Origin of the sequence: Bradyrhizobium sp. 35, from assembly GCF_023073215.1 — a bacterium.
GTDB classification, from domain to species: Bacteria; Pseudomonadota; Alphaproteobacteria; order Rhizobiales; family Xanthobacteraceae; genus Bradyrhizobium; species Bradyrhizobium canariense_D.
The window spans coordinates 69828-82527 of sequence record NZ_JADPJC010000157.1 but is presented as its reverse complement, the minus strand read 5'-3'; the positions used below and the strand labels follow the sequence as shown (position 1 = coordinate 82527).

11 protein-coding genes are annotated in these 12700 nt (G+C 65.2%); all 11 read right to left on the bottom strand.

The features are described 5' to 3' along the window. From IVB36_RS32745 to IVB36_RS32695, 11 genes are read right to left on the bottom strand one after another with little or no spacing between them, the layout of a single operon-like run. Nucleotides 1–1023: a molybdopterin cofactor-binding domain-containing protein gene (locus IVB36_RS32745; protein ID WP_085352430.1), complete on the bottom strand. Its 1023-nt coding sequence runs from the start codon at nucleotides 1021–1023 to the stop codon at nucleotides 1–3. A gap of 1 nt (nucleotide 1024) precedes the next feature. Beyond that, nucleotides 1025–2620, bottom strand: a complete 1596-nt coding sequence (locus tag IVB36_RS32740) for a molybdopterin cofactor-binding domain-containing protein (RefSeq protein WP_247299701.1) — start codon at nucleotides 2618–2620, stop codon at nucleotides 1025–1027. An 11-nt stretch (nucleotides 2621–2631) separates the two neighbouring features. Beyond that, on the bottom strand, nucleotides 2632–3108 hold the full coding sequence (locus tag IVB36_RS32735; RefSeq protein ID WP_007593025.1) for a (2Fe-2S)-binding protein: 477 nt from the start codon (nucleotides 3106–3108) through the stop codon (nucleotides 2632–2634). Between the two features lie 5 nt (nucleotides 3109–3113). After that, nucleotides 3114–3932, bottom strand: coding sequence for an FAD binding domain-containing protein (locus tag IVB36_RS32730; protein ID WP_018458732.1), 819 nt, complete (start codon nucleotides 3930–3932; stop codon nucleotides 3114–3116). Next, nucleotides 3929–4378 (bottom strand): SRPBCC family protein, encoded by a 450-nt coding sequence (locus IVB36_RS32725; protein WP_018458733.1) that lies wholly within the window; start codon nucleotides 4376–4378, stop codon nucleotides 3929–3931. Before IVB36_RS32725 ends, IVB36_RS32730 begins: the two co-directional genes overlap by 4 nt. 5 nt (nucleotides 4379–4383) lie before the next feature. After that, complete coding sequence (locus IVB36_RS32720) at nucleotides 4384–4821, bottom strand: SRPBCC family protein (RefSeq protein WP_018458734.1); 438 nt, start codon at nucleotides 4819–4821, stop codon at nucleotides 4384–4386. A 9-nt stretch (nucleotides 4822–4830) separates the two neighbouring features. Beyond that, nucleotides 4831–7734 (bottom strand): flotillin family protein, encoded by a 2904-nt coding sequence (locus tag IVB36_RS32715; protein ID WP_026233647.1) that lies wholly within the window; start codon nucleotides 7732–7734, stop codon nucleotides 4831–4833. A gap of 25 nt (nucleotides 7735–7759) precedes the next feature. Beyond that, complete coding sequence (locus tag IVB36_RS32710; RefSeq protein ID WP_018458736.1) at nucleotides 7760–8593, bottom strand: phosphoenolpyruvate hydrolase family protein; 834 nt, start codon at nucleotides 8591–8593, stop codon at nucleotides 7760–7762. A 3-nt stretch (nucleotides 8594–8596) separates the two neighbouring features. Beyond that, the gene (locus tag IVB36_RS32705) at nucleotides 8597–10810 is read right to left on the bottom strand and encodes an ABC transporter permease (protein ID WP_018458737.1); all 2214 of its coding nucleotides are present in this window, start codon (nucleotides 10808–10810) and stop codon (nucleotides 8597–8599) included. Continuing rightward, a complete protein-coding gene (locus IVB36_RS32700; RefSeq protein WP_007593014.1) occupies nucleotides 10803–11585 on the bottom strand; it encodes an ABC transporter ATP-binding protein in 783 nt (260 codons plus the stop codon). Before IVB36_RS32700 ends, IVB36_RS32705 begins: the two co-directional genes overlap by 8 nt. Continuing rightward, nucleotides 11578–12699, bottom strand: coding sequence for a branched-chain amino acid ABC transporter permease (locus IVB36_RS32695; protein ID WP_247299699.1), 1122 nt, complete (start codon nucleotides 12697–12699; stop codon nucleotides 11578–11580). Before IVB36_RS32695 ends, IVB36_RS32700 begins: the two co-directional genes overlap by 8 nt. Nucleotide 12700 lies beyond the last annotated feature (1 nt).

Here is a 12700-nt window from a genome sequence, read left to right as displayed (position 1 = left end):
TCAGCGCCGCGCCTGAGGGCGCGCGCCGCCCTCGGCCTTGATCGCGCGCAGCACCTTCTCCGGCGTAATCGGCAGATCGTCGATGCGCACGCCGACGGCGTTGAAGATGGCGTTCGCAACGGCCGGCAATACGGGATTCGCGCACATTTCGCCGGGCCCCTTGGCGCCGAAGGGGCCATCGGGAGCGGGGCGTTCCAATACGGCGATGTCGTGCGGGCAGATATCGCCAGGACCGGGCATGACATATTCGACGAAGTCGCGAGGGCCGTGGACCGGGTCGGGATAATAGGGTTCTGGCGTCTCGTAGAGCGCGTGACTGACGCCCATCCAGGCGCCGCCGACGAGCTGTTGCTCGACCAGGCGCGGGTTGAGCGCACGGCCGAGCTCATAGGCAGAATCCATGCGGATCATCGTGACCTCGCCGGTCTCGTCGTCAACCTCGACCTCGGCGACGAGACAGGCATGGGCGTAACAGGTCGCCGGCGACATCTCGCCGGTTTCCGGATCGACATTGGACAGAGGAACCAGGAAGATGCCGCGGCCGGCGATGGTCTTGCCCTGCTTGAACTGCGCGGCGATGGCGACGTCCTTGGTGGAGATCGAGCGGTGCGGCGCGCCCTTGACGTGGATGTTGCCACGTCCGTCGGTTTCGAGATCGGCGGCGTTGACCTCGAGTTCTTCTGCGGCCGCCTCCATCATCACGCCGCGCGCCTCGCGCGCCGCCGCCATCACTGCATTGCCGACGCGATGGGTGCCGCGCGAGGCGAACGAGCCCATGCAATGCGGGCCAGTATCGGAATCGGCGGTATCGACATAGACGTCCTCGACGGGTACGCCGAGCGTCTCTGCGCAAATCTGCCGCGTGACCGACTTCATGCCTTGGCCGAGGTCGATCGAGGACAGCGCTACGGTGAACTTGCCGCTTGGATTGGAATGAACCAGGGCTTGGCTGGGATCGCCGCCGAGGTTCATGCCGATGGGATAGTTGACCGACGCGATGCCGCGTCCGCGATGTCGCGTCATCTCAACGCCTCCTGGTGCCGAACACGGATGAGAATCGGCCCGCCCCATGCGAGGGCGATGTTGGTCGCGGTGGCGATGGCGGTGGCGGCGCGGGCGGTGGGGGCTCGCGCGGGGGTTCGCGCGACGCGGCCGTTGGCAGGCGATCATAGCTCGTGCGCTGCTGCGCCGGCGCGGTCGTCCGTACGTGGATGTCGGCAGGCGTCCGCGGGATGGCAGCGCGGCTGCCGCCTCCGTCTTTGCGGGAGGAGGCGCGCTTGAACTCGTCGCGGATCGGCCATTTGGCTTTCTCGGCCGCGACCTGGACGCACTCGATCAGCGCCGTGTTCTTGGCCTCGCGCCGATGCGCCTTCATGTCGCCGTCGCGATAGGCATTGAGGATGCGGAACTCCATCGGGTCCATGCCGACGAGGTTCGCGAGCTTGTCCATCTGGCATTCGATCGCAAAGTCCATGGCGGTGACGCCGAAGCCGCGCATCGCGGTTGCAGGCGTACGGTTGGTGAAGACGCAGTAGACGTCGCCATAGACGTTCGGGATGGTGTAGGGTCCTGGCAGATGGGCTGCGCATTTCACCGCTGCATAACTGGAGAGCCGCGTATATGCGCCGCTGTCGAAATATGCGCGGATCTTTCTCGCGACGACGCGGCCATCGCGCATCACGCCGTCCTTGATGTAGATGCGCTCGGCGCCGCGCGGCGGGCCGTATTGCATCTCTTCTTCGCGTCCGAACACGTAGCGCACGGGACGTCCCGTCAGCATCGCACCCAGGATGCATAACGGTTCGGTCAGCGTGTCGACCTTGCCGCCAAAGCCGCCGCCGACGGTGCCGCCAATGAAATGGAAGGTGTTGGAAGGGACGTCGAGGATCTTGGCGCAGGTGTCGACCGAGAAGAACAGCGCCTGCGTCGACGTATAGACGACATAGCGCCCGTTGGTGTCGGGCGCCGCGATCGACCCATTGGTTTCGGTCGGCGCGTGCTCGATTGGTGACATCTGGTAGCGTTGTTCAAGCACGTGATCGGCGGTCGCGAGTGCGGCATCGGCATCGCCGAAGCGGAGCTTTTGGTGGTCGTATGTGTCGTGATAAATGAAGGCATTCTTCGGATAGGTATCGTTGACGACGGGCGCGCCGGCCTTCAGCGCATCTTCCACGTCGAACACGGTTGGCAACGGCTCATAGTCGATCCGCACCTTTGCGATCGCCTCGAACGCCTCGCGCTCGCTGTCGGCGACGATGGCCAGGATCGGCTCACCCTTGTAGCGGACCTTGTCGACGGCCAGCGATGGTTCGTCGTCCTTGCCGAAATTGATCAGGCTCAAAAGTGTGTTGAGGTTGCGGGGCACGTCGGAGCCGCGGATGATCCGGCGCACGCCGGCTGAGCGCTCGGCGTCCGCGGTATCGATCCGCCGGATCCTTGCATGCGAATGGGTCGAGCGAACGACTTTCAGGTGCAGCATGCCCTGGAGCTTGTGGTCGTTGAAATAGCTCGAGGTGCCCGTGACATGGCCAAGCATGTCCTGGCGCTGTGTGCCCTTGCCGATCTCGTTGAGATTATCGTCGCGCTCGTCGGCGAAGATGTCCTTGCGTAGTTCCAGCATGATCTGGTCCTTCAGGCGCTCACCCTGCCGCCGGAGGCGGCGAGGATGGCGTTGATGATCGGCTCGTAGCCGGTGCAGCGGCAGATGTTGCCGGAGATCGCCTCCACGATCTCGGCGCGGCTCGGGGAGGGATTGCGGTCGAGCAGCGCCTTGGCAGCCATCAGCATGCCCGGCGTGCAATAGCCGCACTGGGCAGCAAAATTCTCGGCGAAGGCGCGCTGCAGCGGATGGAGGTTCGGTCCCTGCTTCAGGCTATCCAGCGTCTCGACAGAGCGGCCGGCGACGGTCTCGGCCAGCGTCAGACAGGAGAGATGGAGCTCGCCGTCGATCAGGACGCTACACGTGCCGCAGCCCCCCTGGCCGCAGCCGAATTTCGGCGTCATGTCGCCGATCAATTCGCGAAGCGCGACGAGCAGGTTGGTGCCGCCATCGACGAAAATGGCGACATCGCTGCCATTGTGACGAAATTGCAGGGCAGTCTTGGCCATACGATCTATTCCTGACCCAAGAGAAGACGACGCAGATGGACGCCGACGATCTCGCGGCGGTACCAGGCGCTGCCGAGCGCGTTGTCGGAGGGCGATGTTCCTTCCGCCGCTGCGGAGGCTGCGGCCGCAACGGTCGCGGCATCGAGCGAGCGACCTTCCAGAGCGCGTTCGGCCGCCCGCGCACGTATTTGCGTCGGCGCCATCGATCCCAATGCGATTCGTGCCCCGGCGACCCGCCCGCCACTGATGGGCAGATGTGCGGCGAGCGTGATGACCGAGCCGCCCTTGGGCTTGATCCGTGCGATCTTGCGGTAGCGAAAAGCCTCCGCGCTAGTCGGTCGCGTGCATGACACCGACAGCACGAGCGCGCCCGCCTGCCTTTCACGTGACTGCAAAAACTCCTCAATTGGAATGTCGCGCGATCCAAAGCCGCCTTGCAGGGCCACCGTGGCATCGAGCGCAAGCAGGGCGACGGTGAAATCGCCATAGGGATTAGGCGCAAACAGATTGCCGCCCACCGTACCCATGTTGCGCACCGCCGGGCCGCCAATCGAGCGGGCAGGGGCGTGCAGGAAAGCGAGGTCACGCTCGCCCAGAATCCGGGCGAAAGTTACGCCAGCACCCAAGGTGATCCGCGGACCAGATGGGTCGATGCGCGTCAAGGCTTGGTCATTGGCGCGCACGATGGTCGAGAGCGAGATATCGCCTTCGTTCAGAGCGCGCATCACGAGCGTGCCGCCACCGAGATAGCGAGCGGTGCGATCGGACGACAGCGCGGCGGCGGCCTCGCTCGAGCTTGTGAAGGTCTTCACCGTCACAGTCATGTTGACACAGCCTCCTTGAGGTGTCGGCGGATCGCTACGAATCCCGCTTGGTAGATATCTTCCGCGACCATGTGGGTGATACGATCCTTGTCCTCCGGCCGCGTCGAGAAGCGCGATTCCCAGTGCCAGAAGGTACGGTCGCCGTCCGTCACGGGCAGCAGGCGGACGTGGGCTACGTAGTTGAACATCGGGACCGGCGTATCGAGCAGGCAGTAGCTGAAGGTCTGCTCCAGATCCGACAGCGTCAGCAATTGCTCGCGCAGCTCCGAGCCGTCCTGCAGCTTGAACCGCCTGACGCAGCCGATCTTGTCCGAGGCCTGCGCCCGCTCGATGGTGGAGGCCGCGACCGCCGGATGCCAGCGATCGTGCCCGTTGAAATCGCGCAGCACCGCCCACACGGACCCGGTCGGCGCATCCAGGATCGTGCTCTTGACGATATGCGGCACTGCGCTCAGCCTCCGAACTGGCGTTTGAGGGCGTCGAAGCCGCCCTGGAACACGCCGCCGCCGATATTCGCGACAAGCTCCGCCTCCCGCTCGGGTGCGCATTCGAACTCAGCGGTCCATTCCATGAAGGTCTGGTCGCCATCCGTGACCGGCGTCAGCCGAAGCGTCGCGACGTAGTCCTCGACCCCCATCGGGGATTCGAGGATCGAGTAGGTGCAGAACATGTCGTAATCGGACAGGCCAAGCAGCTTTTCCCGGATGCGATCGCCGTTGCGGAGGCGAAAATCCCTGACGCAGCCGATCTTGTCGGAGGGCTCGCCACCCTCGATGCGGCTTTCCGCAATCGCGGGATGCCAGTTCGGCAGACCGTTGAAGTCGCGCACTCGCGCCCAGACGCGATCGTTGCGCGCCTTGACGACGGTCGAGACGTAGACGCGGGCCATGGTGCGACCTCAGCTCTTCTTTCGGGGGCTGCGCTCGGCGGGCGGCTCGCCGTCGGCTGCAGGCGAGGGTGCAGCGGCTGGCTTCTCGCCACCGCCGCCGCTCTTGCGCGCGGAGTCCTTGATGCCCTGCATGTCGCGAGCTTCCCGGATCAGGCCTGGCATCTTGGCGAGGCTGCCACCTTCGACGCCGATGTCCGCCAGAAGCGAATCGATCAGCGGCGCCTGGACGCGGTAGCGCAGCGCCGAGTCGATCACCTCGTCGGTGGCGCTACGGCCGCCATTCCCGCCATGGCCGTTGCCGTTGAGACCATCGACTTGCAGGATGCGGATGCCCTCGATCTTCTCCATCGGCTTGACGCTCTCACGGACGATGCCCTCGATGCGGTCGAGCAGCTTTCTACGGAATAGCGAGTAGCGCGCCTGGTCGGTCAGCACGTTCTCGGCCTCGTTGAGCATACGCTGCGCCTCGGCCTCGACTGCAGCGCGGATCCGTTCGGCTTCCGCGGCAATTCGCGTCTCCTCGGCCTGCTTCTCGGCGATCAGGATCTCCACGGTCTTGCGACGCTTCGCGATCTCGCTCTCGCGCGCGGTTATGACGCGCTCGGTGGCTTCAGTGGCATGCACCCGCGCTTCCTCAGCCGAGGCCTTGGCCGCGGATTCCTCCAGCGACTTGAGGTGGATAGCAATCGCCTTTTCCATCAAGACGGTCTCGACCTCCTTCTCGCGATTGATTTCGAGCTTGCGCAACTCGCGCTCGCGGCCGATGCGGGCCTCGTCGAGGCCGCGATCGGAGGCGATGCGGGAGCGCTCAACCTCTTCCCGCGCGGCAATCTCGGCTTCCTGGAGCGACTGGACGCGAGCGACTTCGAGCTGTTCGATCGAACGGCGGCGCTCGATTCGCGCCGCCTCTAGCGCATGCTCGCGCGAGACGTCGGTGGTCTCGACCTCCTTGCGCGCGACAATCTCGGCCTGCCTGACCTGGCGGTCGGCGTCGATGCGCTCGGACTTCTTGGTCGAGAGCGCGATGACGCGGTCCTCATCCGCGATCTCGATCGCCTTCTTGTGCTCGATATTGAGGACTTCGCGCTTCTTGGAGGACGTGATCCGCTCGGCCTCGAGCGCGAGATCGACGCCGATGCGCTGGCGCTCGATGGCGTCGCGGCGCTTCAACTCGGCCGCCTCGAGCACGGCTGAGCGCTCGATCTCGAGCGCGCGTGTGTCACGCTCGGCCTGGATACGCTCGGCTGCAACGGACTTCTCCTGCGCGATCCGGGCGGCTTCGATGGCTTCCCGCGAGGCAATGTCGGCTTCCTCGACGGCGCGGTTGCGGGCGATTTCCAGCGACCGCACGCGCTCTTGCTGGGTGATGCGGGCAGCTTCGGTGGCTTCGCGCGCCGCGACCTCTGCGACTTCCAGCGTCTGATTTCGCTCGATTTCCAACTGCCGGGTATTCTGCTCGACCGCGATGCGCTCGACGGCGAGCCTGTGCTCCCGGTCGATTCGCGCCGCCTCGACCGCGCGCTGCGCCTCAATCTCGGCTTCCTGGATGTTACGCACCTGCTGGATCTCCAGCGCACGGGTGCGCTCATCGGATGCGATGCGCTCGACATTGACAATCATGGTCTGGGCGATGCGGGCCTTTTCGGTCGTCTCGCGGGCAGCAATCTCGGCTTCGTCCACGGCGCGGGTCCGGTCGATCTCGCGGCGCCGGGTCTCCTCTTCGTTAGCGATGCGGGCGTCGGTCACGACGCGGTCCTGCTGGATACGCGCTTTCTCGATCGCTTCGCGGGCGGTGATCTCGGCTTCCTCGACGGTCCGCATCCGCTCGATTTCGCGCTGGCGCACCTCGCGCTCGGAAGCGATGCGGCTGGTATCGATCGAGCGCTGGTTGGCGATCCGGGCTTTTTCGATTTCCTCCCGTGCGAGCAGTTCCTTCTCCTCGATGGTGCGGGTGCGCTCGATCTCCCGCTGGCGGGTCTCACGCTCCGAGGCGATACGGGCTTCGGCGATCGCCTGGTCGTTGGCGATTCGCGCCTTCTCGATGGTTTCACGGGCGGAAATCTGCGCCTGCTCAGCTTCGGTCTCGCGCAGGGCCCGTTCGCGTGCGACCTCGGTGCGTTGCAGGGCGCGGCGCATCTCGATGTCACGCTCCTGTTCGAGGCGCGCCGTCTCGCTTTCGCGTTCGATCTCGAGAGCCTGCCGCTCGGCCTCCAGGTTGCGGGAGCGGATCTTGATCATCGAATCCTGCTCGATGTCGTTGCGCAGTTTGCGCTTGGCCTCGATGTCCTCCATCAGGCGGGTCAGACCTTCGGCGTCGAAGCGGTTCGAGGGGTTGAAGAATTCGAGATCGGTCTGGTCGAGATCGGTGATCGCGACTGATTCCAGCTCGAGCCCGTTCTGGGCGAGGGCCTCTGCGGCGTTCGCCTTGAGGCGGGCGACGTACTCACCGCGCTGCTCGTGCATCTGCTCGAGGGTCATCTCCGAGGCAACGGAACGAATGGCCGAGATGAATTTGCCGGCGAGGAGGGCGTGGAGCTGTTCGGGCTCCATGGTGCGGCGGCCGAGTGTGGCGGCCGCGATAGACACGGCTTCGCGGGTCGCCTGCACGCGGACATAGAAATCGGCCTCGATGTCGACGCGCATGCGGTCACGGGTGATCACGGCGTCCTGGCGGGAGCGCACGATGCCCATCGGCTGCACGTTCATGTTGACGGGCGTGTAGTCGTGGATGAACGGCAGCACGAAGGCGCCGCCGTTGATCACAACGCGCTCGCCGAGCAGGCCGGTCCGGACGAATGAGGTCTCCTTGGACGAGCGGTGATAGAGCCAGTTCACGATGTAGACGCCGACCACGATCACCACGACGGCGACGATCAGCCAGAGGATCAATTCACCGACCAGAGTCCCTGACATGTTTCTCTCCCTCGACCTTTCGGCGTTATCGCGCGCCGATCGCCTTGAATTTGCGAACCTGATCCGTCAGCGCCCGCTCGACCGGCAGCCGTTCCATTGAGGAGGCGCCGTAGAAGCCGTGGCAGTTGCGTGTGTTCCTCATGATGAAATCGGCATCGTCCGGATCGGAGATTGGTCCGCCGTGAGCGAGCACCAGAATGTCCGGATTGACGCCGAGCGCGGCGGAGGCCCAGGTGTCGATGTGCGCTGGGCAATCGGTCAGCTTGAGTGCGGTCTGCGCGCCGATGCTGCCCCCGGTCGTCAGGCCCAGATGACAGACGATGATATCCGCGCCTGCGATCGCCATCGCGGCAGCTTCCTTCTCGCTAAAGACGTAGGGCGTCGTCAGCAGGTCCTTCTCGCGCGCCTTTGCGATCATGTCGATCTCGAGGGCATAGGACATACCGGTCTCTTCGAGATTGGCGCGGAACACGCCGTCGATAAGGCCGACGGTCGGAAAGTTTTGTACGCCAGCGAATCCGAGCGCTTTCAATTGGTCCAGGAAAAGATCCATGTCGCGGAACGGATCCGTGCCATTGACGCCGGCGAGCACTGGCGTCCTGGTCACCACGGGCAGCACTTCGCCGGCCATCTCCAGCACGATGGCGTTGGCGTCGCCGTAAGCCATCAATCCCGCGAGCGAGCCTCGGCCGGCCATGCGGTAGCGGCCGGAATTGTAGACGACGATGAGGTCGACACCGCCGGCCTCCTCGCACTTGGCCGACAGGCCGGTGCCGGCGCCGCCGCCGACGATGGGCTCGCCGCGCCTTGCCATCTCGCGGAAGCGATTCAACAGTGCAGCGCGTTCAAACCGGGCCATCGGTCACCTCGCTAGTCTCCGGCGCGCCCCAATGCGGCCGAACAATGTTCGGAACGCGCTGACGATGGTGGAGGCGAACTCGGGGTCATTGATATTCTTGGGAATGCGGATGAGCTGACGGTTGGCGGTCTGCCGCACGTTGCGCTCCAGCGTGCGGAACAGCGCCGCATCGGCGTCCGGATCCCAGAATGACTGTCCTCGCGCGTCGAGCGCGGAGACACCGCCCTCAGGCAGGAAGAAGCGCACCGGGCCGTCCATCCGGTTGAGCCGGTCGGCGATCCAGTGCCCCATGCGCTCGTTCTCCTCTGCAGTGGTGCGCATCAGCGTGACCTGCGGGTTGTGGACGTGGAATTTCCTGCCGCGGTAGCGCTCCGGGATGGTCTCGGGGGCGCCGAAATTCACCATGTCCAGAGCGCCCACCGAGCCGACATAAGGCACCCGGCTGCGGATGATGGCGCCAAAGCGGTCGTCGATGGCCGGGAACACGCCGCCCATCAGGAGATCGCCGACCTCCGTGGTCGTGAGGTCGATGACGCCTGCGAGCTGTCCGGAATCGACGAGCTTCTCCATTGAGCGTCCTCCGACGCCGGTGGCGTGGAAGACCAGGCACTCGAAATCCTCGCGCAAGTCGGCCGCGATCTTCTGCCCCGCCGGCGTGGTGACACCAAACATGGTGATGCCGACCGACGGCAATCCGCTGTCGCCGCGATCCTTCCGCGAATGCTGATCAAGGCGCGCCTTGACCATGCCGGCCAGCGCGTTGGCGCCGTTGGCCAGCACGGCGCGCGAGATCGAGTTGAGGCCCTGAACGTCGGTAACCGAATGCATCATGGTGATGTCCGCGGGGCCGACATAGGGCCCGACGTCGCCAGAGGCGACGGACGAGACGATGAGCTTCGGCACCCCGACAGGAAGCATCCGCATACCGGGCGCGACCAGCGACGCTGCGCCCGAGCCACCGGCAGAAATCACGCCGGCAACATTGTTCTGGCGTCGCAACCAGCTGGCGAAGGCCTCGGCCATCGCGGCGACGGCGGCGCCGCGGTCGGGTCCGAATACCGCCGATCCGCCGCGACCATGGTTCAAGGCAATCTCCTGGGCGGAGACGTCGCTGGCCGCGTGCCTGCCGCTGGTGGAGACATCGACCAATCGGGTTCGCAGGCCGGTCCCGGCGATGATGTCGCGGATGAAGCGGAGCTCCGTGCCCTTGGTGTCGAGCGTACCGACGACGAGGACGACCGGAGGGCCCTGCGTTTGTGCGGCGACCGGTTCGCGCCGTCGCCGTGCCGTCTCGTCGAGTCGCATCACCTGTGTCGAGAACATGCGGGCCGCAGCCTCGATGCGGGCGATCGGCACAGGTTGCGACCACCGTGTCGGCGGCGTCGGGTTTGACATGTAGATGCGGATCGCGCCGCCTGGACGCGTCTGCTGCGGACGAGGCTTCGCTTCCGTATCCGCCGGTGGCACGTCGAGGTCGAGCTCGAGTCCGGCGTGCATTCCGACACCGAGCAGGCGCTGCTGCAGTTCGCGATCGGCGGCAAGCCGCACCGAATCGATGATGCGGTTGACGCGGCCGTTGACCATGATCGCGACATTGCGCGACACGGCGGTCGCCACGCCGATATTCTGCTCGATCACGAGCACGGACATGTCGCCGTCCTCGCCAAGTCGTAGCAGCATCTCCTCGACCTGGGCCACGATGACGGGCGCGAGCCCCTCAGTGGGCTCGTCCATGATCAGGAGCCGCGGGTTGGTGAGCAACGCGCGCGAGATCGCAAGCATCTGTTGCTCGCCGCCGGAGAGCTGGCCGCCGCCGTGATCCTTGCGCTCGGCCAACCGCGGAAACGTCTTGTAGATGCGCTCGACCGTCCAGGCGCCGCGGCGCAAGCCGGCGGCAAGCCGCAGATGCTCATCGACGCTGAGTGAACGCCACAGCCGCCGTCCCTGCGGAACGTAGCCGACGCCGAGTCGGGCTATGTGGGCAGGCGGCTGTCGGGTGATCTCATCCCCGCGGATGCGGATCGAGCCGCCGCTGACCGGCACCAGCCCCATGATGGCCTTGCATAGCGTGGTCTTGCCCATGCCGTTGCGGCCAACGACCGAGAACACGCCGGCCTCGAGCGTCAGATCCACGCCCTGCAGCGCATGCGAATGGCCGTAATAGACGTCCAGGCCGCGGACTTCGAGCGCGGCGGCGGTACTGCGGACCTCATTCATGGCCGCCTCCGAGGTAAAGCTCCTGCACTTCGGGATCGGACTCGATCTCTTGCGGACGGCCTTCCTTGAAGATCCGCCCGTTGTGCATCATCGTGACGCTCTCGACGACGCGCAGGGCGACGTCCATGTCGTGCTCGATGATGATGTAGCCGATATGCGCGGGCAGGGAGGTCAATATCTCGATCAGCTCGGCACGCTCGGTCGGCGACAGCCCCGCGGCGGGTTCATCGAACAGGACGAATCGCGGCGCGCCGGCAAGCGCAAGTGCGATCTCGAGCTGGCGCTGCTGGCCATGCGCGAGCTCGGCAACGCGCTGATCCTTCACGCCCGAGAGATGGACGGCCTGTACGAGATTTTCGGCCGCGTGCATCAACGCATCGTTCTGACCGGGGCGGAGAAACGAGAAGCGTCCCCGTGAGACGCCACGGCAGGCGAGGTAGACATTGTCCTGGACGGTAAGGCCCGGAAACAGCGCGGAGATCTGGTAAGTCCGGCGCAGGCCACGGCGGATGCGCTCATAGGGCGGGAAGTGCGTGACGTCCTCGCCGAAGAAGCGGATGGTGCCGGAAGAAGGTGGGAAGTCGCCGGTGATGCAGTTGAACAGCGTAGTCTTGCCGGCGCCGTTAGAGCCAAGCACGGCGCGCCGTTCGCCGGGGCGGACGGTAATGGTGATGTCGGTGAGTGCCGCCAGCGCGCCGAACAGACGTGTCACGCCGCGCAGCTCCAGCGCCGCGCCGGCGCCCACGACAGAGAGGCGTTGCGCGACGCTATCCATGGTGGGATCCTTGGCTGGATCCTTGGTCAGATTCTCGGCCACGTCGTCCGCTTGAACTTGCCGCGCCGGAGCGTTGGCGGCGCCGCCAGCTCTGCCAGAGTCCGATGACGCCGTCCGAGGACCAGAACACGATAGCGAGGAAGCCGAGGCCGATCAGGAGCCGAAAGCGGTTGCCGTCGAGCCCCAGCTTGACCAGGAAGTCGAGTGCGAAGGTCCGCAGCAGTACGAAGATCAGCGCGCCGATAAAGGGTCCGATGGGACGCGTGATGCCGCCGACGACTGCGATGATGAGGATATCGATGCAGGCCCCAACGCTCACGGATCCCGGCGAAATCTGCCGGTAATTCCAGACCTGGAGTACCCCTGCCAGCGCCGCGACGAAGGACGCCAAGACGTAGGCCGCGACGCGATGCGCATTGACGTTGAAGCCGAGTGCCGCCATGCGGCGGGGATTGTCGCGGACACCTTGCAACGCGAGGCCGAACGGTGCGCGGGAGATGTAGTCGACGGCGAAGTAGCACAGCGCGGCTACTGCGAGGACGATATAGTAGAATGGAATGTCGGCGCGCCAGTTGACGCCCCAGAAATGCGGTGTGGCAACGGTATTGATGCCGGTATGACCGTTGAAGATCGCCCAGTTCTGGTTAGTGAAATAATAGAACGCCGCGCCGATCGCGAGCGTGATCATGATGGTGTAGATGCCCTCGGTGCGCACCGCCAGCGCGCCGCCGAGCGTGCCGAATATGGTCGCGAGCGCGAGCGCCATTGGGACCGCAAGCCACCACGGCCAGCCCAGGCTGATATTGGCGTTGCCGCTGACGCCAAACACCGCGACCATATAGGCGGAGAAACCCGCGATGGTGAGCTGCATCAGGCTGACCATGCCGCCATAGCCGGCAAGAAACATCAGACTCAGCGCCATGGTTCCGAGGATCAGCGTGGTCGCAAAGATCTCGATCAGGAAGAAGCCGTTGGCGATCAGGGGCATGATTAGGAGAATGGCCGCGACGGCCCAGGCCGCCGGATTGTCGATCTCCGGCCATCCGCGCAATTTCGAGCGCTGCACCGCAGTGGCGGGACGAACCGGGACGCGGGCGTCGTGGGCTAGGGACATG

Coding starts and splice junctions, on each gene's coding strand:
- IVB36_RS32715 (WP_026233647.1), bottom strand. CDS start 7,734: ATGTCAGGGACTCTGGTCGGTGAATTGATCCTCTGGCTGATCGTCGCC.
- IVB36_RS32710 (WP_018458736.1), bottom strand. CDS start 8,593: ATGGCCCGGTTTGAACGCGCTGCACTGTTGAATCGCTTCCGCGAGATG.
- IVB36_RS32705 (WP_018458737.1), bottom strand. CDS start 10,810: ATGAATGAGGTCCGCAGTACCGCCGCCGCGCTCGAAGTCCGCGGCCTG.
- IVB36_RS32700 (WP_007593014.1), bottom strand. CDS start 11,585: ATGGATAGCGTCGCGCAACGCCTCTCTGTCGTGGGCGCCGGCGCGGCG.
- IVB36_RS32730 (WP_018458732.1), bottom strand. CDS start 3,932: ATGACTGTGACGGTGAAGACCTTCACAAGCTCGAGCGAGGCCGCCGCC.
- IVB36_RS32740 (WP_247299701.1), bottom strand. CDS start 2,620: ATGCTGGAACTACGCAAGGACATCTTCGCCGACGAGCGCGACGATAAT.
- IVB36_RS32695 (WP_247299699.1), bottom strand. CDS start 12,699: ATGTCCCTAGCCCACGACGCCCGCGTCCCGGTTCGTCCCGCCACTGCG.
- IVB36_RS32735 (WP_007593025.1), bottom strand. CDS start 3,108: ATGGCCAAGACTGCCCTGCAATTTCGTCACAATGGCAGCGATGTCGCC.
- IVB36_RS32720 (WP_018458734.1), bottom strand. CDS start 4,821: ATGGCCCGCGTCTACGTCTCGACCGTCGTCAAGGCGCGCAACGATCGC.
- IVB36_RS32745 (WP_085352430.1), bottom strand. CDS start 1,023: ATGACGCGACATCGCGGACGCGGCATCGCGTCGGTCAACTATCCCATC.